Source organism: Pseudomonas sp. 1L-B-1-E-C1 (assembly GCF_057291835.1).
This window is the reverse complement of record NZ_JBXAWN010000001.1, coordinates 858784-879144: the sequence shown is the minus strand read 5'-3', so window position 1 is coordinate 879144 and position 20361 is coordinate 858784. Positions and strand designations below refer to the sequence as shown.

Sequence of the window (20361 nt, the reverse complement as noted above, 5' to 3'; positions counted from 1 at the left end):
AGGTGCTCGTCCACCTCTTGATAATCGAGCGTGAAGTTCAGACCGGAGTGGCCGTCATCGCCGGGGATATCGTCGTATCCGCCGGGACGAGTGAGTTTGACCAGCAAGTTCCAGTGAGGCCTGAACTCTTCCTCCGGCTGGTTTTTCGAGGCGATCCGATAAAAGACCGGGAACGCGTCACCGTCGAAGAACAGCTCCTTGTCCAGAACGAACGTCACATCCTGGTTGAGCTCGAGCTCGGACTTGAGCTCATGGGTCCAGACCGGAACAACCGGGTCGATCCAGAACAACTTGACCGTATCGCCCAGTTTCATTTCCAGCCACGCCGGAATAATGACCTGCAGACCGCCCTCCAGAGCACGAATGGGGATGCCCCCCTCATAGGTTTCTCCCGAAGCCAATGGGTTGAGCACGGTCTGGGCGGGAAAATAGGGCGGCTTCAAGGCTTGCGGGGTTGCTTCGTCTGGCTGGGTAGGCGTGCTCATGGCGCTGATCCGTGCGGGAAAGTGACGCAACGAGTTAACGCGGATTGGCGGTATGGCGCACCTGTCAGAGTTGACAGGTGCGCTGGGGTATCCGACGAGCGGTCGCCTTCACAAGCGGGCTCGCTCCCACAGGTCCGGCGGTATCAATGCAGCTTTGTGATCGACACCGATTCCTGTGGGAGCGGGCTTGCCCGCGAAGGCTTCAGCCGCTCCAGCACATCAGTCATGCTGTGTCACAGAGGCCCGCTACTGCGGCAACTCCAGATTATCCAGCACCCGATTCACCGCCAATTCTCCGAGCATGACCAACTGCGCGATGCGCATCAGCGGGCGCCGCTTTTTACGCTTGGTAACCCATTTTTATATCGTCAATCCATATATCTGTCGGCAAATCTATGCCTATTACAAATCGTTTTATATCCGTACCGTAAAAGATCACATCGCCTAGGTATTTTTGGCCCAGGTGGGCCCCTTGGGAGTTGTAAAAATCAACCTGTCCGCTGGCACCCGAATTGAGCATTTGAATCATTGAGCAAGGTCTGTGGTTGTTAAGTTCCACTTGGACTTTGATCTGTCCTAGCACGTCCTCATTCGATTTCAACTCCAGGAGTTTATTCCCCGGAGTAGTACCAAGAATTCTCGCCACTATTTGATCGTTTGGCAGGGGCCAAGTCAGCGTAATGAGTGGTGTTGAGTACGGAGTGTTTTGAGGAAGAACGCCGGGTGCACAGTTTTCAAAGTCTTCAATATCAGAATCAAGTACTTTGATTTCGTAGGGCTTCGAGGTCTCACCGGAACCATACAATGCCTTGGCGGTAAAGCTGTGTTCTCCCACAGCCAGGTTATCGGCGGTCAGCGTCCAGCTACCGTATGTAGCATGTGCGGTTGCCTGACCTTTAGACGTCGCGCCGTCGAATATCTCTACTTTCTGGCCTTTGGCGGCAACCCCGGTGAGAGTTACTGCCGTGTTTACCGCAAGCCCTGGGTTGGGGATTTCGAAAGTATCCGAGTCCCTTACATAGCTGATTTCTGGTTTCACGTCCTCCATAGCGTTGATCGTATATGACTTAACCTGGGCATTGAGCGGTGCCAGGGTCACAGTGGCGCCGCTGCCTTGCGCTTGCGGCGTCTGCGGCAATGGCAAAGGATTTTCCAGTGCAGCACCAATACGCAACGGCAACGTATGCGAACGCCCCAACGTCACGCCGCCGCGCTGGATTTCATAGTCGACCTGCACCGAGCCGTTGTCGTTGGCGGTTACATATTGTTTGGCAATGGTGATCCGCACCGGTCTGCCTGCCGTTTCAGGAATCAGATCGACATGACCACTGATGCTGCCGCCCGTTGCCGAACCGCGCCATTCGTACTTGAGCCGGTCTTTGCCCCGAGTGTCGCGGTGCGTTAACACGAGGGTTGCGCCGGCTGGCGGTACGTGGTCGGGAATGAGCACGTCATCGACGGCTTCTTCGACTTCCGGACGTTCGAAGGTCGGTGGTGCGACACCGACCTGTTTCAAGGTTTGCGGGGTTGCTTCGTCTGGCTGGGTAGGCGTGGTCATGGCGCTGCTCCGTACGGGAAAGTGACGGAGTGAGTTAACGCGGATTGGCGGAATTGCGCACCTGTCAGAGTTGACAGGTGCGCAGGGGTATCCGACGAGTGGTCGCCTTCACAAGCGGGCTTGCCCGCGAAGGCGTCAGCCGCTCCAACACATCAGTCATGACGTGTCACAGAGGGGCGCTAGTGCGGCAACTCCAGATTATCCAGCACCCGATTCACCGCCAGTTCTCCGAGCATGATCAACTGCGCGATGCCCATCAGCGTCCGGCGCTGCGACGGTTTTACCAGTCCGGCGAATTCCTGGGCGATGGTTTTGGCGGAGGCGAGGGTTTCGCAGGCGTTGGCCAGCAGGTCTTCGTTTTTGGTGTCGGCGGTGACGGCGTACATCGCGCGGGGACTGAAGGGCGGCGGGGTGGAGCCGGGTGGGCAGAGGTAATGATCGAGGGCGCGGTCGGCGGCTTCGTGGAGTTTTTTCGAGTCGAGGGATTCGTAGGGGGAGGTGGGGTCGGTTTCGGGCGGGTTGGGTGTTGGTTTTATCATGGTGAAGCTCCTTTGACGTGGAGCCGCTACACCCTGTCGCTAAACAGGGAGGGTGGCGGCTGTACGCGGGTTAGCGAACCGGTCAAAGGCACCCGGCAGACCCGAAGGTCTCCCGCATACAGCCACCATGACGAAATCGCGAAAATAAAGATCCGCAACGAAGCCTGGAACGCTGATGCACCTTTGACTTGAGTTCGAGTCGCTAAACCCGATCGCTGATTCGTCAGCGACCGGTCCACAATAGAACCCGACCCCAAAGCGCACAAGCCGGCGGATTCTGGCGTAGCTGTAGGCAATGGCGCAAGGATTTGTAGCCTTGAGACCGTGTCGGCAGGTGTCTTTTAAACAGCTTCGTTTAAATCGAAAAATTGCGTCGCATCTGATGCACCCTTCGCGAGCAGGCTCGCTCCTACAGGCGTTGTGTTTTTTCTGGCAATGCAAATCGGTGATACGAGAAAGTCAGAGGTTGCGCTGCGCTTCTATCCGGTCATGCAAGACTCTGATGATTGCGATTCCATAGGCGGTGATTCGAAAATAAATCATGTGGCTCTCCACGCTGCAGCGTCGGTAACCGGGGCGGATCGCGTCGCAGGCGGGTGCTGTTTTAGGACGATCAGCTAACTGCGAGAAAGCCGCAGTAATGATGTCGATGTAGCGATCGGCCTGATCCAGCCCCCATTGTTGAGCTGTATAGGTCCAGATAGCCTCAAGGTCTGCTTCGGCGGCGGGGGTTAGTCGGTATTCAGCCATGTGCCCTCAACATTCTCTCCTTGAAAGCATCAGCATCAAAAGGCCGGGGTGCGCCACTGGATTCACCTTCTCGAAGCGCTGCGCGCACCATTTCCAGTTCAGCGTTTCGCTCTTGCTCCCGACGAATCAAATCCCGGATGTATTCGCTGTCATTGGTGTAAAGACCTGCTTCTATCTGAGCTTTGATCCAGTGATCTTGCTGATCGGTCACGGTAATGGTTTTTCGTACGGTAGCCATAATCGGGCCCTTTGCTGATGTTTGATTTCGCGCAAATTATCATACTAATGGTGCGCTAACGAGTACGAACCTGGCCCTTCCAAAAACAGAGCACAGCCTTCGCCGACTCCTACACCAATTGGTAGAAGCTGTCGAAGGCTGCGATCTTTGATTCTGAATGCCGGAGAAACGCAGTCTGGCCCCGCTTAGCTGATCGTTCCCACGCGCAGCAAAGGAGTGCAGCCCGGGACGCTCGCGTCCTCCCAGAGCCGGAACGCGGAGCGTCCTTTGAGGCATTCCCACGCAGAGCATGGGAACGATCAGGACTGGGACCCGCTACTGCGGCAACTCCAGATTATCCAGCACCCGATTCACCGCCAATTCCCCGAGCATGATCAGTTGTGCAATGCCCATCAGCGTCCGACGCTGCGACGGTTTTACCAGTCCGGCGAATTCCTGGGCGATGGTTTTGGCGGAGGCGAGGGTTTCGCAGGCATTGGCCAGCAGGTCTTCGTTTTTCGTGTCGGCGGTGACGGCGTACATCGCGCGGGGGCTATAGGGCGGTGGCGTGGATCCGGGTGGGCAGAGGTAGTGGTCGAGGGCGCGGTCGGCGGCTTCGTGGAGTTTTTTCGAGTCGAGGGATTCGTAGGGGGAAGTTGGGTCGGTTTCGGGTGGGTTGGGTGTTGGTTTGATCATGGTAAAGCTCCTATTAAGTGGAGCCGTCAGGCACTGTCGCTAAACAGTAGGTGGCGGCTGTACGCAGGTTAGCGAACCGGTTATAGGCACCCGGCAGACCCGAAGGTCTCCCGCATACAGCCACCATAGCGCAGTCGCAGAATTGAACCTGCGACGAAGCATGGACCGCTGATGCACCTAATTAAGATCCGGGTCGCTAAACCCGATCGCTGATTCGTCAGCGACCGCACCACAATAGAACCCGACCCCAAGGCGCACAAGCCGGCGGATTCTGGCGTAGCTGTAGGTAATGGCGCAAGGATTTGTAGCCTTGAGACCGTATCGGCAGGTGTCTTTTAAACAGCTTCGTTTAAATCGAAAAATTGCGTCGCATCTGATGGCCCTTTCGCGAGCAGGCTCGCTCCCACATTGGAATGCATTGCGCCGCCGTCCACCGCACCAGCCCACATCAGCAAACCTCACGGCTGATACGGAATCACCTTGTCCCGGTCCATTTCCACCAGCAACTGATCGAGCATTTGCCGCTTGTTCTCGACACTGGCAATCGGCACGTACCACGCCATCACGCTCCAGCCTTCGCGCGAGTAGTTGTAGGTCTTGAGCAGTTGACCATCCTTGAAGACCGAGCCGCGCAGGTTGTCCTGGTAGTGGTAGGGCATCGGGAAGGTGAACAGGGTGAAGACGTTGACCAGCGCCAGCCAATTGACCTTGCCGTCGCTGGGTTCGGTGATCAACAGGCTGTAGCCGTTGCGGGTGTAACCGCCGTCGAGCATCGAGAACGCGCCGGTTTTTTTCAGGACGCTGACGGTCTCGCGCTGATGCTGCTCGTCGATGCGCGTGTACGCCGGCCCCATGCCGAGCGTGACCGGCACATAGGCTTGGTCGGCATGGTAGTCGAGCGGTTGCAAGGTGTTGGCGCAGCCGCCCAGCATCAGTGAGGCGCAGAGCAGGCCAGCGACTTTCATCATGGCGAGGTTCATTGCGCGACTGCCGGGATCAGCCGGTCTTGCTGCACATCCTGCGCGAAGGCGCGGGCGATGCGGCTGAGGTTCTGTTCGCGCATCTCACCGCCCTGATCCAGCAGCCACGTGTATTTTTGCGTGATGTTGCGATAGGTGTAGTGCTTCAGGCGCTTGTCACCCTGGAACACGGTGAATTCGGTTTGCGTGTCGAATTCGTTCGACAGCGGCAGCAGGAACAACGTCGCGCTGCTCAGCAGAATCACCGGAAACGGCGGCAGGTGACGCTCCACATTGAGCTTGACCTGCACGTTGTACTCGTCAGCTTCGCCGCTGCCGGTTTCGATGGTGCGGAACACGCCGGTCTGACGCAGGTGGTTGCGCAGACTGGAGCCGTTTTCCGGGTCATCGACCATAACGTGAATCGGCTGCAGATAAGCCTGACCGTCCGCAAGCGTGCGCTCTGGCAAGGTGTTGGTAGCCGCGCAACCGGTCATCAGGGCGGCGGCGGTGAGGGCGATGATTTTTTTCATGGTTTGGCGTCCACGGCAACACCCGGAATGGGGCCGGTGAAGATGTAGGGCTGAGCGCTTTTCAGGTCGAGTTGCAGCGGTTGCAGCGTTGGCAATCCTGGGGCGAGACGTTGCGCAATCAGCGCATCACGGGCGTTCTGATCACTCCAGCGGAACGCGCAGAAACCAGCGGTCAGGCAGAACGAGCGGAACTCACCGATGTAATAGGCCTTGCCGGGTTCGAGGCGCATCGGCAGGTTGAATTTCTCGCGTGCCTCGGCCGAGGTGAAAACGGTGCCGAGCCCTGGTTGGTAGCGTGCGGAAAAGAACTGGAAATCATAGAACTCGTAATCGCCCGGCTTGAGCGGCAGCACGAACACGCTCGCTGCGCCGACACCGTCCTGAATATCCTGCGGCGTGGAATAGGCGCCGGCCATTTTCCAGACGCCGGCGGCCCCGTACTCGGAACCGCGCTTGCGGAAAAAGATGCGCTGATTGTCAGCGGCGGATTGCTTGAGTGATTGTGGCCCGATCGAGCCGACGAGGTAACTGACTGGCTCGCTGGCCTTGGGTTGCAAGGGTTCGCTGACCCAGGAAGCGCTTTCGGTAATGCAGCCGCTGAGCGTCGCGGCGAGCACGACGGCCGCGCCGAGTTTGAATAACTGGAACATGTACATCCCTGAATCCGGGTGTGTTGATTGACTACAAACAGGAAGGTCAATCAATGCCTTCCTGGCTTGGCTTTTTTTGCGGGTGCGCAGGATAAGGGAGGTGATGGCATTTGGCTAGCCGTGGTCGCCGTGCTGCAAGGATAGATTCGGTACTGTTTGGATGGGAAACGCACCCCATGTAGGAGTGAGCCTGCTCGCGATGGCGTCCTTCCGAAAAATTGCTGTTGACTGACACACCGCTATCGCGAGCAGGCTCACTCCTACAGGGGGCCGTATTTCAAAGGGACGAGTGTTTTTTTCAGAAACCGATTGGGTACTGGATGACCACGTAGATGCGGTCAATATCATCACCGGCCTGCGCTTCGTTGGCGCGGTGGGTCACATGCGAAAGCTGTACCGACAGATCCTTCGCGGCGCCGGACTGGACGATGTATTTCAGGTCGATGTCGCGTTCCCAGTGTTTGCCGCCATCGCCTTGTTGCGGTTGATAGTCGCCGCTGTCGGCGTCGAACGGGTTGTAAGCTCCGCCTCTGGGGGCGTGGGTGCCGTCGATGTGGCTGCCGCTGACGTAGCGAGTCATGAAGTTCAGGCCGGGAATGCCGAACGCACCGAAGTCGAGGTCATAACGGGCTTGCCAGGAGCGTTCGTTGGCGCCGTTGAAGTCGGCGTATTTGATTGAGTTGGCGAGGTAGATCGAGTCGCCGCCAACGAAGTCGAACGGTGTATCGCCATTGATCCGTTGCCAGCCGAGCATCACCGCGTGGGGGCCGAAGCTGTATTTGCCGGAGAGGCTGAACGCGGTGTTATCGATCTCGCCGGCCAATGCGCGGCCGGTGTCGCGGGTGTGGTAGAGGTTGGCGTCGAGCAGCACGCCGGACTGTTTGAAGTGCAGGTTGCCGTAGTACTGGTGCCAGGTGTCGCTTAGCTCGGAGGCGTAAAGTGCGCCGCCGATGGGGCTGCTGCCGAACAGGTCGGCACCGATAAAACTGATTCCGCCGGCCTCGGTGTTGGCGCCATAGCCGTAGAAATCGCCTTTGCCGGAAGAGCTGTCCTGATTCTTGAACGCGGTGAAATGTCCGGCGACCAGATTGACGTCGTCAAACTCAGCGCTGTTGAGCAAAAAGCCTGTGGCGTATTCCGGTTGCAGGCGTTTGTCGGAGGTGTCGAAGACCGGGTTCTCTACGGTCATTTCACCGAAGGCGAGGGTGGTGCGCGAGACTTTCAATTTGAGCGCACCGCCGGCGCTGGAGTAGTCGTTTTCGCTGCGGCCATCGCTGTCGACCGGAAGCAGACCCGTGCCCGAATGCCCTTTGCCACCGTCAAGTTTCAGCCCGGCGAAGGCGTGGGCATCGATGCCGAAACCGACTGTGCCCTCGGTGAAACCGGATGAGAAGTTACCGATAAAGCCCTGAGCCCATTCCTGTTTGTAATTTTTTCCGGAGGGAGTCGGCGAGCGATAGTCGTTGCTCAGGTAGAAGTTGCGCAGCAGGACATCACTTTTGGCGTCGTCGAAAAAGCCGCTGGCGTGGGCGGTGTTGGCCAGACCGCAGAGAAGTGCAAGCAGGGTGAGGCGGGGCGGGACGCGGTTGATCATGGTCAGGGCCGGTAGTAATCAGGATGGCGCTGATGATGAGAGATCGGGAGGAAGGAGGATTGGGTTGGTGTGCTGAGTTGGCAGCCTTCACACAAAACCCCTGTGGGAGCGAGCCTGCTCGCGAATGCGGTGGGTCAGTTAACAAAAATGCTGACTGACACAGTGCTTTCGCGAGCAGGCTCACTCCTACAATTTGGGTCGGGGTAGTCAGGTGGAAATGTGGCAGCTGTCAGGCCAGCCATCGCTGGCAAGCCAGCTCCCACAGGGTGTGTGGGAGCTGACACGGTGCATTACGCCAGCGGCGGTGTACGCGGCGGGATCTGGCGTTTGCTGCCGGTCGATTCAAACGCGGCGGCGAAGCGCAACAGGTTCGAATCGTCGTAGGCGCGGCCGGCGAAAGTCAGGCCGACCGGCATGCCGATGTCGGCCATCACGCCCATGGGCACGGTAACGGTCGGGACGCCGAGGTGGCGGATCGCGAGGTTGCCGTTTGCTACCCAGACGCCGTTGCTCCAGGCGATGTCGGCCGAGGCAGGATTGACATCAGCATCCGCCGGGCCGACGTCAGCGACGGTCGGGAACAGCACCGCATTGAGACCGAGCTTATCCATCCAGTCTTCGAGGTCGATGCGCCGGGTCTGCTCCAGACCGCGCAGGCCATCAGGCACGGTAGGGATTTCATTCCACGGCGTGATACCGCGTTCGGCCATGCGCACGTATTCGTCCATGCCGGCGGCCAGATCGCCTTCACGATTGGGCAGGGTGCCGGGGTCGTGCGGGAAGATCTTCGGGCCGTCGACGTCGACCAGACGATTAAGGTTCGGGTCGCCATTGGCCCGCAGGAAGTCGTCAAACGCCCAGGCAGTCAGGTCCCAAAGTTCATGGTGAAGGAATTCTTTCGAAACCAGACCACGGCTGAACACGGTTGGCGCGCCGGGGCGGTCGCCTTCGCAGTTGGAGACCAGCGGGAAGTCGGTTTCGATGACTTCGGCACCGGCGGCTTCCAGGGCCTGACGCGCCTGCTGCCACAAGTCGATCACCGAAGCGCGGGTGTTGATGCGCTGGCCGGTCGGGCCGCCTATGCCGGGGGCTTCGCTGGTGCCGGCGTCCGGGTCGGCGTTGATGTACATGCGCGGGATGGCAAAGCGTTTGCCGGCCAGCGCTTGGGCGTCAGCGGCCAATTCGCTGTACGCCGCAGGGCGCACTTCGCTGACACGCGGGATCGGCACCCACGGTTGCAGGCGCCACAGGTCGCCACGGGTGTCGGGGTCTTCGGCGACGACCACGTCGAGCACTTCGAGCAGGTCGGCCATGGTCCGCGCGAACGGCACGACGACGTCCATGGTCGGCGTCAGCGGCCAGTTGCCGCGCACTGAAATCACACCGCGCGAAGGGGTGTAGGCGCACAGGCCATTGTTCGACGCAGGGCCGCGACCGCTCGACCAGGTTTCCTCCGCCAGACCGAATGCAGCAAAACTCGCTGCGGTGGCGGTGCCGGCACCGTTGGACGAGCCGGAGGCGAACGGGGCAGTGAGGTAAGCGGCGTTGTACGGACTTTCAGCACGGCCATAAACGCCGCGCTGCATGCCGCCATTGGCCATCGGTGGCATGTTGGTCTTGCCCAGGCAGATCGCCCCGGCGGCGCGCAGGCGCTCGATGGTGAAGGCGTCGCGATGGGCAACCAGATCGGCAAAGGCCGGGCTGCCGGAGGCGGCGGTCAGGCCTTTGACCAGATAGCTGTCTTTGGCGGTGTAGGGAATGCCATCGAGCGGGCCGAGGGTTGCACCTTTGGCACGGCGGGCATCGGAGGCGCGGGCTTCGTTCAAGGCTTCCGGATTGCGCACGACTACGGCGTTCAGGGCTGTCGGGGTGTTGGCGCCGTCGTAGGCATCGATGCGCGCCAGATAGGCTTGTACCAGTTCCACCGCAGTGGTCTGGCCGGATTCAAGGGCGGCGCGCAGTTGGGCAATGGAGACTTCGGTGACTTCGATCATCGGGTCACCTGTTGAGCGAGGATGTTCTTGGCAGGGGTATTCATAGCGGTTCTCGTTGCACGGCTTTAAGCGACAAGGTCAAGACTGGCGCCTATTTAACACCAAGCCGCGCTTCGAGTAATCGGCGGGGTGACGGCCCCGCCGATTTTTTCTGCATCCAGCGGATCACTCGTTGATGCGCGGATGCTGCTGAACCAGCACTTTGCGCTTGGCCTCCAGCTCGGCAATCTCGGCATCGATGTCTTCGATTTTCTGTTCGATGTTGTCGTGGTGTTCCTGCAGCAGTTCCTTGGCCTCTTCGAGGTCGGAGGCCGCCGGGGCCGCGCCGCGCAGAGGTTTGTTGGCGGTTTCCTTCATGGTCACGCCGGTGATCAGGCCGACCACGGCGATCACCATCAGGTAATACGCGGGCATGTACAGATCGTTGGTGCTTTCCACCAGCCAGGCCACAGCGGTCGGGGTCAGGCCGGCGATCAGCACCGAGACGTTGAAGGCACTGGCCAAAGCGCTGTAGCGGATATGGGTGGGGAACATCGCCGGCAGGGTCGAGGCCATGACGCCAATGAAGAAGTTCAGCAACACCGCGAGAATCAGCAAGCCGGAGAAGATCAGGCCGATGCTGCCGCTGTTGATCAGCATGAACGCCGGAATGGCAAAGATGAACAGGCCGATGCTGCCAACGACGATGAAGGGTTTGCGGCCGATCTTGTCGCTGACGAAGCCGATCAGCGGCTGCACGAAGAGCATGCCGACCATGATCGCGATGATGATCAGCACGCCGTGGTTTTCGCTGTAATGCAGGTTGTGCGTCAGGTAACTCGGCATGTAGGTGAGCAGCATGTAATAGGTGACGTTGGTTGCCGCCACCACGCCAATGCAGGTCATCAGGCTGCGCCAGTGTTTGGTCGCAACTTCTTTGAACGACACTTTCGGGCCACCGGCGAGGCCTTCGCGATCGCCTTGTTCGAGCTTTTCCACGTGCTGCTGGAACGCCGGAGTTTCCTCCAGGGCGTGGCGCAGATACAGGCCGATCATGCCCAGTGGCAGGGCAAGGAAGAACGGAATCCGCCAGCCCCATTCTTCGAAGCGCTGTTCACCGAGAATCGTCGAAATCAGCACCACGACGCCGGCGCCAAAGACGAAACCGGCGATCGAGCCGAAATCCAGCCAGCTGCCGAGGAAGCCGCGTTTGCGGTCCGGCGCGTATTCAGCGACGAAGATCGAGGCGCCGGTGTACTCGCCACCCACGGAGAAACCCTGGGCCATCTTCGCCAGCAACAGCAGGATCGGCGCCCAGATGCCGATCGAGGCATAGGACGGAATCAGGCCGATGGCAAAGGTGCTCAGGGACATGATGACGATGGTCGCGGCGAGGACTTTCTGCCGGCCGTATTTGTCGCCGAGTGCACCGAAGAACAGCCCGCCCAGCGGACGAATCAGGAACGGCACGGAGAAGGTCGCCAGCGCGGCGATCATTTGCACGCCGGGATCGGCGCCGGGGAAGAAGACCTTGCCGAGCACATAGGCGACAAAGCCGTAGACGCCAAAGTCGAACCATTCCATGGCGTTGCCCAGTGCGGCGGCGGTGATCGCCTTGCGCATCTTGGCGTCGTCGACAATGGTGATGTCTTTCAAACCGATCGGTTTGACGGTGTTCTTGCGTGATTTCATTGCGATGTTCCCGCTCGCTGATCCAGATTACCGCTGCGATGCCATCTCCATGATGGCGCCGGCTCTTCTGCCTCAGATACATGCGGACACGAAATAATTCACCGATGGCGGGAATTAATTTCCCACCCGATACAGATCCTTGTGGGGGCGAATCCAATTCTCCTGCCTGACACAAATTCCCTGTGGGAGCGAGCTTGCTCGCGAAGACGGCATTACATCCAACATCTCAGTCGCTTGCCCCGGCGCCTTCGCGAGCAAGCTCACTCCTACAGGGGTTTTGTGTATTGCCGGGATTTTGTGCCCGACGCCAAACCCCGTAGGAGTGAGCCTGCTCGCGATGGCGGTGGTGCATCCACCACAAGGCTTAAAGCGCAGCCTTCACCTGCAAGCCCACCACCAGCGCATTGTCGATATCCTGGCCGGAAAACGCGCCCGGTTCGATGATGTATTGCAGGTTCGGGCGCAGGGTCAGCCATGGGGTGGCCTGGTAGCCGTAGCCCAACTCGATCAACTGCTCGGCGCTGTCCAGATTCGGGAACGCAGCACCATTGGCCATGGCGGCATCCTGTTGTACATCACGGCTGCGCGGGTTCGGCACGGCGCGGCCATAGCCCAGCGCCAAAGTGTCACGAGGGCGGCCTTCGAACGGTTTGTACAGAACCACACCGGTGCCGTACCACTTGCTGAACGGCGAGGCCGCTTCGCTGGCCGCCGAATACTGACCGAACGCATGCAGGCTGCGCCCCTCGGAGGTCGGCGAACGCCATACCGCCTGATCGATCAGCAGGTAATGCCCGCCACGGCCGGACACTTCGTCGTCGCTGCCAATACGTTTGACGTCGGAGCTGTCGTAGTAATAGCCGATCTTGTATTCACCCGGCAGCTCGCCGGCGTGCTTGTACACCAGCTCGATCGGCACGACGGTGCCGGTGGTGTGCTTCGGCCCCAGATGCCAGGCACGGCTGGAATTGCCGTTGCTCTCGGGGTCGACGTTGAACGCCGCCACACGCAGTTGCCAGGACGGCGACAGGTCGTATTTGACCCTTACACCCAAGTGCGCGTTGGGGTAGTTGGTCCAGCCGCTGCCGCCGGACATGTTCAGCGGATGGCCGCAGAAAGCGGCGTTCATGAAGTTGCACAGAATGCCGCTGTCGAGGCCGCCGAGGTCGTTGCCCATGGCCATGTAGCCGAGCTTCACGTTCAGCGCCGGGGTGAACAGGCTGCGCTCGTAACTCATTTCAGTCAGGCGCGTGTAGAGGCCGCCGTAGTTTTCCTGAATCGGCAAGCGGTTGCCGACCAGATCTTCCGAAGCGCTGTTGCCGCGACGGTCGTTGATGGTCAATTGCACCTTGCCGGCATTGTCGACGCCATAGAGTTTGCTCAGATCAAACTGCACGCCGAGCTTGATGTTCTGCGAGTAACGCGCCGAGCGGTGCAGGCCTCCGTCGGCGTTGTAAGCGGTTTCGCCGCTGTAATCACCAGTGAACTTGATGCCGTCTTCATCGAGTTGATGACGCAAGCCGCCCCAGTCACCGGTCAGGGTGCTGCGGGTCAGCAGATCGGAATCGCTGGCAGCCAGCGCGGGGAGGGTGGTGGTGCAGCTCAGGCCCAGCAACAGGCCAGTGGAAAGCTTGGTACGAGAAAAGCGAACAGCCGATGACATGTGAATCCTTCCTGCTGAAATCTTCAACGCAATAAAACGGCGACGCGGTGCTTTGGGGCACCGCGCGCTGGGGGGAGGGTGGATGTACAGCAGCGAATTACGGCAGGGCGTAAGCCATTACGTAATCGCCGCGATCAGTCGACTGGCGTGCGCCGCCAGCGGTGACAACGATGTACTGCTTGCCGGTCTTCGGCGAAACGTAAGTCATCGGGCCGCCCTGGCTGCCGACTGGCAGACGGGCTTTCCAGACTTCTTCACCGTTGCCGCTGTTGAAGGCGCGCAGGTAGAAGTCCTGGGTGCCGGCGATGAAGATCAGGCCGCCCTGGGTCGACAGGGTGCCGCCAAGGGTTGGCAGACCGATCTTGATCGGCAAGTGCATGCGGATGCCGAGGGGGCCGGTGTCTTCAACAGTGCCGACCGGAACCTGCCACGCGACTTTCTGGGTCTTCATGTCGATCGCGGTCAGCGTGCCGAACGGCGGCGCCTGGCACGGAATACCGGCGACCGAGAGGAAGCGGTTCTTGTTCACTGCGTACGGCGTGCCTTTGAGCGGCACAGCGCCCATGCCGGTGTTCAGCGCTTCGCCACCGCCAGCGGCCTGGCCTTTGTTCTGCGACGGAATCATCTGAATCCACAGACCCAGGCGCATGTCGTTGACGAAGATGAAGCCGTGCACCGGGTCAGTAGAGATGCTGCCCCAGTTCATGCCACCCAGCGAACCCGGGAAGCTCAGCGATTTGTCGGTACCCGGAGCGGTGTACAGACCGTCGTAGCGCATGCTCTTGAAGTCGATGCGGCAGAGCAACTGGTCGTACGGCGTGGCGCCCCACATGTCCGACTCAGTCAGGTGCTGCGCACCGATCTGCGGCATGCCCACGGATTTCGGCTGGGTCGGCGAGTACGGCTCGTTAGGGATGTTCGCCGCTTTCACCGGTACTTCTTTCACTTCGGTCAGTGGCTTGCCAGTGGCGCGGTCAAGTACATAAATCTGCCCGGCCTTGGTGCCGATGACCAGCGCCGGAACGCTTTGGCCGTCCTTGTCGAAGTCGATCAGGCTCGGCTGCATCGGCAGGTCGAAGTCCCACAGATCGTTGTGCACGGTCTGAAACACCCAGCGTTCTTCGCCCGTGCTGGCATCCAGCGCGAGGATCGAGGCGCCGTACTTGTGATCCAGTTCGCTGCGCTCGACACCATAGATGTCGGTGGACGAGCTGCCCATCGGCAGGAATACGGTGTTGGTCGCCGCGTCATAGGACATCGGCGCCCAGCTGTTTGGCGTGCTGCGCACGTAAGTGCTGCCATCGGCCGGCGCATTGCGATCCTGCGGGTTGCCCGGGTCGAACGCCCAGCGCATGGCGCCGGTGATCACGTCAAACCCGCGAATCACGCCGCCGGGCATGTCGCTTTGCACGTTGTCGGCGACGCGACCGCCAACCACCACGGTGGTGCCGGCCATCAATGGCGCGGACGACAACTGATAGTAGCTGTCTGGAACATCACCCAGCCCGGCCTTCAGATCGACCTGACCGTTGTTGCCGAAACCCTGGCAGAACTCGCCGGTGTCAGCGTCGACCGCGATCAGGCGGGCATCGATGGTGTTGGTCAGCAGACGGCGCTGGCAGTTGGCGGCCGGCGCCGGTTTGGCTTCGATGATCGAAGAATTGCTCGGCTGCGCGAGGGTGGCGGCGGCGTCGAAATAAGCCATGCCACGGCAGCGCTGCCAGACCTTCGATTGCGCGTTGATCGCGTTCTTCCACAGCTCTTTACCGGTGTCGGCATCGAGGGCGATCAGGTTGTTGTGCGGGGTGCAGATGAACACCTTGTTGCCGACCTGCAGCGGGGTGAGCTGGTCTTCGGCGCCGTTGCCATCGCTCTCGGCGACGTCACCGGTGTGGTAGGTCCACGCGACTTTCAATTGGTCGACGTTGTTGCGGTTGATCTGATCGAGCGCGGCGAAGCGACTGCCACCTTCGGTGTTGCCGTAGTGCGCCCAGTCTTTCTGCGCCTTGGCCGGCTCCACCGGGGTCAGACCCGGACCAGTGCCAGTGGCAGCAACCGTTGGGTGGGCGACGAACATGTTGCCGGCAGCAACTGCCACACCGACGGCGAGCACCGCGGCAACGGCATACGCGCCGCGACCGGCAACGCGGCCATTGGCACGCGCCAGCAGCGGGTAGACCAGCGCGACGACCATACCGATCGCGCTGAACATGAACAGCCGCGAGAACACCGGCCAGAACACTAGCCCGGCGTCAGCCACCGCCCAGATCGCAGTCGCCACGAGAAACGCGGCGAACAGCCAGGCGCCAGCAGTTTTCTTCAGTGCAATAAGCACACCGGAAACGGTCATCGCCAGACCGCCGACCAGGAAGTACCAGGAACCGCCCAGGCTGACCAGCTTCACACCGCCGGCCGCGAGCGCCAGACCGAGCAGGGCGATGATCACGCCAAGGCCGACGAGAATGAACGTTGAAACGCCTGAGACGCGTTGACTGTGGTTCACATTGAAAGTCCCGTTTGAATGAAGCGCGGGATTATAGCGGTAACTAACCATTCAGTTAACCGCAGTTTTGCCATGAAAACGTGCACTTCTGTGAATCAAGCGTGGTGCAGGTTGACGAAAACGCAAGTTGAGAGGGGTTTCTCGAAGTTTCAGCAGGAGGGGCGGATTGAGCTTGGTATTGCAATGCACATGCTTGGACACCGCAGTGAATTCACCCCTCACCCCAGCCCTCTCCCCGAGGAGAGGGAGCTGATTTGTGGGCTTTTCAAGATCTGTGTTCGCCTCGGTATTTCAGGTCGGCATAACGCGATCAGGCAACTCGGTCAGTTCCCTCTCCCCTGGGAGAGGGCTAGGGTGAGGGGCTTTCAGGATCGACCGCGATGGCAACCTTGCCCCTGGCCCGGCCCTGTTCGACGTAGTGCAAGGCGTCAGCTATCTGATCGAACGCAAAGATACGGTCAATCACCGGTTTGATAACCCCAGCCTCGATCAGTGCGGTGATCTTCTGCAACTGAATGCCATCGGCGCGCATGAACAGAAACGAGTAGCGCACCCCACGCTTGCGCGCCTTGCGCCGAATACCGCTGCTAAGCACACGCATCCCCAGCCCAAGCAGCCAGGACAACCCCCGCTCCCGGGCGAACTGCACAGTCGGCGGCCCGGACAGGGAAATCAGCTGCCCACCCGGTTTCAGCACCTTCAGCGATTTCTTCAGGACATCGCCGTTGAGGCTGTTAAACACCACGTCGTAATCGCGCAGTTCGCTAGTGAAATCCTGCTGCCTGTAGTCGATCACCACATCAGCGCCCAGCGCTTTGACCCATTCGACATTCGCCATACTGGTAGTCGTCGCGACGAAAGCGCCAATGTGTTTGGCCAGTTGAATGGCGACCGTGCCGACGCCACCGGAGCCGGCGTGGATCAACACTTTCTGACCCTTTTTCAGCCTGGCGACTTCGACCAGTGCCTGCCACGCGGTCAACGCCACCAGCGGCATGCTCGCCGCCTCGGTCATGTCGAGATTGGCGGGTTTCAGCGCTAGCGCTTGTTCGTCGACGGCGATGCGTTCAGCAAACGTGCCGATCCTGTTTTCAGGCGCACGCGCATAAACCTCATCCCCCGGTTTGAACCGCGTGACCGCCGCACCGGTGCTGAGCACCACACCGGCGACATCGTTGCCCAATATCAGGGGCAATCGATAGGACAGGATCATCTTGAATTCGCCGCTGCGAATCTTCAGGTCCAGCGGGTTGACGCTGCTCGCGTGCACCTCGATCAGCACATCGTGGGCGCCGACCACCGGCTCGGCTACGTCGCCAATCCGGCCGTTCTGCTTGCCGTAGTGCTCGATGAAAAAAGCCTTCATTGCGGATGCTCTTGTCGGTAGAAACCCGCCGGCATAGCGGCGGGTCCGGGTGAAGTCAGGCTTGAGGCAGATAACGTGGCGCCACCGCCGACTGGCGAATCTGCCCCAACAGGCCCTGCCGCGCGGTTTGCAGGGCATCCCAGCGTTCGCCTTCATGCAACGGCGGGATGGTCACGACTTCGCGACGATCAAAACCGACCAGCGCGGCGTCAACCATATCGCCGACTTCCATGATGTCGGTCAGCGTGTTGATGTCGATACCGGCGCGGTCCCAGATTTCCGTACGGGTCGCGGCTGGCAGCACGGCTTGCACATACACGCCTTTCGGCGACAGCTCCAGGCTCAGGCCTTGAGAGAGGAACAGCACGAACGCCTTGGTAGCGCCATACACCGACATGCCGAATTCCGGCGCCAGGCCCACCACCGAGCCGATGTTAATGATCGCGCCGTCGCCAGCCTTGGCCAGACGCGGGGCGATGGCACTGGCCAGCCGCACGAGTGCGGTGGTGTTGAGCGCGACCAGTTGCGCCACGCTGTCGGTGCTCTGTTCGATGAAGGTGCCAGACTGCGCGGCGCCGGCGTTGTTGACAAGGATGCCGATGCGCGCGTCGTCACGCAGACGCGCTTCGACTGTTTGCAGATCGCTGAGTCGGGTCAGATCGGCTTGCAGCACTTCGACATTGACGTTGTGTTCGGCACGCAGATTGGCGGCGAGGGCGTCCAGGCGCGACTGGTCACGGGCGACCAGCAGCAGATCGTGCCCGCGTTGGGCGAAACGTGCGGCGTAGACCGCGCCGATGCCGGTGGAGGCGCCAGTGATCAGAACAGTAGGGCGAGTAGTCATGGTGTTGGCTCTTTTCAGTAAAAGACTGATTTCGGGCTTTTAGGATGATGATCGAAATCTAAACTGTCAACGGTTTTGATTATGGATAACATCTATGTATCATCGAACCATGATTTTTCAGCGCTGGAGGTATCCAACATGCGCGTATCCAAGGCTCAGGCTCAGGCCAATCGCGAGCACATTGTCGAAACGGCTTCAGTGATGTTCCGCGAACGCGGTTATGACGGGGTCGGCGTGGCTGACCTGATGGCGGCCGCCGGTTTCACCCACGGCGGTTTTTACAAGCACTTCGGCTCCAAGGCCGACCTGATGGCCGAAGCGTCGGCCAACAGCCTGGCGCAGTCGCTGGCCAGCGCCGAGGCGATGAGCGTGCAGGATTTCATCGATGTGTACGTTTCACGCGACCATCGCGACGGCCGTTCCACCGGTTGCACCATGGCGGCGCTGTGCGGCGATGCGGCGCGGCAGTCGGGAGATGTGAAGGCAGCTTTCGCCGAGGGCATCGAGCGCTTATTGCAGATCCTGGGCGAGAAATATCCGACCGCACCGCAAGGTGAGGGCAGAAGCAAAATGATCGACGTGCTGGCCCGAGCGGTCGGCGCGATCATGCTGTCGCGGGCCTGCCCGGACGACTCGGCGCTGGCCGATGAAATCCTCGCTGTGTGTCACGCACAGATGACCGCTTCGTTACCGGTCATCGAGGCGGCGGAAGAAACCATGCAGGACAGCTGAAGCAATCAGTGTTGACGCTGCAGTGCCTTGTCGAGTGCCGCCAGCAACACCTCTTCCTCGAAGGGTTTGCACAGGCACTCGAACGCCTGGTAATGCCCGGTTTCGGCCAGCGCCGCCTCATCCCAATGGGCGGACATGCAGATCACCGGAAACTGTCGCGGCAGCGCGCGCATGACATCGATGCCGGACAGGCCGGGCATGCGCAGATCCAGCAGCAGGCAGGCTATCCCGGCAAAGTCGGCCTCGGCGAGAAACGCTTCACCGCTGGCATACACCTGCGCGCGATAACCGACCGAACGCAGCAGATTCGACAGGCTTTTGCGCACGGATGCGTCGTCATCAACGATGCAGACGATGGTAGGTCGGGTGCTCTCGGTCGCCGTCGGGCGTCCCGCCTGGCCGCTCACAACAGGCTCGATGGGCCAGGCGAAGGCACAGCGCTGATCAGTCCGTAGAGTTCGACGAGGTTGACCAGCGAGCGGGTCTGCATCTTCGCCATGATGTGTTTGCGATGAACCTTGGCGGTCACTTCACTGGTGCCCAACTGGTTGGCGATCTGCTTGTTCGACAGACCGCCGACGATCAATGGCAGCACCTCACGCTCACGCGGCGTCAGTTGCGCCGCCAATTGCCGCACGTGCTGAACCCGTTGCCATTGATCGTACGCCGTCGCCGCGTGTTGACGCGTGCTGCGCAGAATGCCGAGCAGTTCATCGTCATTGAAGGGCTTGGTCAGAAACTCCACCGCGCCGGCCTTCATGGCCTGCACCGACATCGGAATCGTGCCGTGGCCGGTCATGAAGATCACCGGCCACGGCAAGCCGCGCTCGTTCAGTGCCGCTTGCAACTGCAAACCCGTGGCTTCCGGCAGGCTGACGTCGAGCAGCAGGCACGCCGGGCCGCTGGCGATGTCGGCCTCGAGCAGTTCCTCAGCGGACTGGAAGATTCGGTGTTCGATGCCTTCGGCGCGCAACAACCGGCTCAACGCGGTACGCACGCAGGCCTCATCGTCAACAATGAACACCGGTACCGATTGCGCATCGACCGGCGGCGGCTGCGCGACGATCGGCGCCGAGGCAAGTGCATTGAACACTGGCAGTTTGGGTTCGCGGTCTTTCAATAATCGGTAACCTCGACGGGGAACCGTCTGGATGATTTCTTTTTCCCCGAGCAGTTTGCGCAGCGAGGAAATCTGCACCTGCAGATTGTTCTCTTCGACGACGATGTCCGGCCAGACGTGATTGATCAGTTCGTCCTTGCTGACGATGCGCCCGTCGGCCTGCATCAGCACTGAGAGTATTTCGAAGGCCCGCCCGCCCACGCGCAAGGGCCGGCCATCGAGAAAGGCTTCGCGCCGTTCTAGGGAAATCGTGGCTTGGCCGAGTCGGATCATGCAGGCCTCTGCGTTGCGGTAAGAAGGACAGGGTTATCAGGCTCGTACGCTAGGGGACGGCCTGGCATAAAGCAATTATCCCGAGGGATAAGTCGCGCGCTTTTATAGCCTCAAAAACCACGGCGCAAGGCTCTGGACGGCCATCTTGAGGCCGCAGACGGACATCCGCGCAGCGGCTGGCCCTCTGACAAAAAAACGCCGCGTATACTTCGCC

At 60.2% G+C, this 20361-nt stretch carries 18 protein-coding genes and 2 pseudogenes; 1 reads left to right on the top strand and 19 read right to left on the bottom strand.

What is annotated here, in order from left to right:
* The 17 genes and pseudogenes from AC0Z4S_RS03735 to AC0Z4S_RS03655 all read right to left on the bottom strand — a co-directional run.
* Window positions 1-485: pseudogene (locus tag AC0Z4S_RS03735) on the bottom strand (hypothetical protein); the annotation flags it as partial.
* Between the two features lie 246 nt (window positions 486-731).
* Window positions 732-824, bottom strand: a pseudogene (locus tag AC0Z4S_RS03730) (DUF6124 family protein); the annotation flags it as partial.
* 1 nt (window position 825) lies between these two features.
* Window positions 826-2043, bottom strand: coding sequence for an Ig-like domain-containing protein (locus tag AC0Z4S_RS03725; protein WP_485622082.1), 1218 nt, complete (start codon window positions 2041-2043; stop codon window positions 826-828).
* A gap of 179 nt (window positions 2044-2222) precedes the next feature.
* Window positions 2223-2582, bottom strand: coding sequence for a DUF6124 family protein (locus AC0Z4S_RS03720; RefSeq protein WP_485622081.1), 360 nt, complete (start codon window positions 2580-2582; stop codon window positions 2223-2225).
* Window positions 2583-3041: 459 nt separating this feature from the next.
* On the bottom strand, window positions 3042-3332 hold the full coding sequence (locus AC0Z4S_RS03715) for a type II toxin-antitoxin system RelE/ParE family toxin (protein ID WP_485622080.1): 291 nt from the start codon (window positions 3330-3332) through the stop codon (window positions 3042-3044).
* A complete protein-coding gene (locus AC0Z4S_RS03710; protein ID WP_485622079.1) occupies window positions 3325-3570 on the bottom strand; it encodes a type II toxin-antitoxin system ParD family antitoxin in 246 nt (81 codons plus the stop codon). Before AC0Z4S_RS03710 ends, AC0Z4S_RS03715 begins: the two co-directional genes overlap by 8 nt.
* A 315-nt stretch (window positions 3571-3885) precedes the next feature.
* Window positions 3886-4245, bottom strand: a complete 360-nt coding sequence (locus tag AC0Z4S_RS03705) for a DUF6124 family protein (RefSeq protein WP_253500427.1) — start codon at window positions 4243-4245, stop codon at window positions 3886-3888.
* A gap of 458 nt (window positions 4246-4703) precedes the next feature.
* Entirely contained in the window at window positions 4704-5213 is a 510-nt protein-coding gene (locus AC0Z4S_RS03700; protein WP_485622078.1) for a hypothetical protein, read from the bottom strand.
* Between the two features lie 8 nt (window positions 5214-5221).
* The gene (locus AC0Z4S_RS03695) at window positions 5222-5737 is read right to left on the bottom strand and encodes a hypothetical protein (RefSeq protein ID WP_485622077.1); all 516 of its coding nucleotides are present in this window, start codon (window positions 5735-5737) and stop codon (window positions 5222-5224) included.
* Entirely contained in the window at window positions 5734-6387 is a 654-nt protein-coding gene (locus AC0Z4S_RS03690; protein WP_485622076.1) for a hypothetical protein, read from the bottom strand. The genes AC0Z4S_RS03695 and AC0Z4S_RS03690 overlap by 4 nt, the downstream gene beginning before the upstream one ends.
* A 298-nt stretch (window positions 6388-6685) precedes the next feature.
* Window positions 6686-7981 (bottom strand): OprD family porin, encoded by a 1296-nt coding sequence (locus AC0Z4S_RS03685; protein WP_485622075.1) that lies wholly within the window; start codon window positions 7979-7981, stop codon window positions 6686-6688.
* Between the two features lie 290 nt (window positions 7982-8271).
* Entirely contained in the window at window positions 8272-9975 is a 1704-nt protein-coding gene (locus AC0Z4S_RS03680; protein ID WP_485622074.1) for an amidase, read from the bottom strand.
* 165 nt (window positions 9976-10140) lie between these two features.
* The gene (proP, locus tag AC0Z4S_RS03675; RefSeq protein ID WP_042610020.1) at window positions 10141-11646 is read right to left on the bottom strand and encodes a glycine betaine/L-proline transporter ProP; all 1506 of its coding nucleotides are present in this window, start codon (window positions 11644-11646) and stop codon (window positions 10141-10143) included.
* Between the two features lie 364 nt (window positions 11647-12010).
* On the bottom strand, window positions 12011-13309 hold the full coding sequence (locus AC0Z4S_RS03670; RefSeq protein WP_485622073.1) for a carbohydrate porin: 1299 nt from the start codon (window positions 13307-13309) through the stop codon (window positions 12011-12013).
* Between the two features lie 97 nt (window positions 13310-13406).
* On the bottom strand, window positions 13407-15812 hold the full coding sequence (locus AC0Z4S_RS03665; protein ID WP_485622072.1) for a glucose/quinate/shikimate family membrane-bound PQQ-dependent dehydrogenase: 2406 nt from the start codon (window positions 15810-15812) through the stop codon (window positions 13407-13409).
* A 349-nt stretch (window positions 15813-16161) separates the two neighbouring features.
* A complete protein-coding gene (locus AC0Z4S_RS03660) occupies window positions 16162-17178 on the bottom strand; it encodes an NADP-dependent oxidoreductase (protein WP_485622071.1) in 1017 nt (338 codons plus the stop codon).
* 55 nt (window positions 17179-17233) lie between these two features.
* The gene (locus tag AC0Z4S_RS03655) at window positions 17234-18022 is read right to left on the bottom strand and encodes an SDR family NAD(P)-dependent oxidoreductase (RefSeq protein ID WP_253502005.1); all 789 of its coding nucleotides are present in this window, start codon (window positions 18020-18022) and stop codon (window positions 17234-17236) included.
* Window positions 18023-18160: 138 nt separating this feature from the next.
* Between AC0Z4S_RS03655 and AC0Z4S_RS03650 the strand changes: the two genes are divergently transcribed.
* Window positions 18161-18754, top strand: a complete 594-nt coding sequence (locus AC0Z4S_RS03650) for a TetR/AcrR family transcriptional regulator (protein WP_485622070.1) — start codon at window positions 18161-18163, stop codon at window positions 18752-18754.
* 5 nt (window positions 18755-18759) lie between these two features.
* Here the strand turns inward: AC0Z4S_RS03650 and AC0Z4S_RS03645 are convergent, their stop codons facing one another.
* Together AC0Z4S_RS03645 and AC0Z4S_RS03640 are read right to left on the bottom strand one after the other, a co-directional pair.
* Window positions 18760-19161: a response regulator transcription factor gene (locus tag AC0Z4S_RS03645; protein ID WP_485622069.1), complete on the bottom strand. Its 402-nt coding sequence runs from the start codon at window positions 19159-19161 to the stop codon at window positions 18760-18762.
* Entirely contained in the window at window positions 19158-20147 is a 990-nt protein-coding gene (locus AC0Z4S_RS03640) for a response regulator (protein WP_485622068.1), read from the bottom strand. Before AC0Z4S_RS03640 ends, AC0Z4S_RS03645 begins: the two co-directional genes overlap by 4 nt.
* Between the last annotated feature and the right edge of the window lie 214 nt (window positions 20148-20361).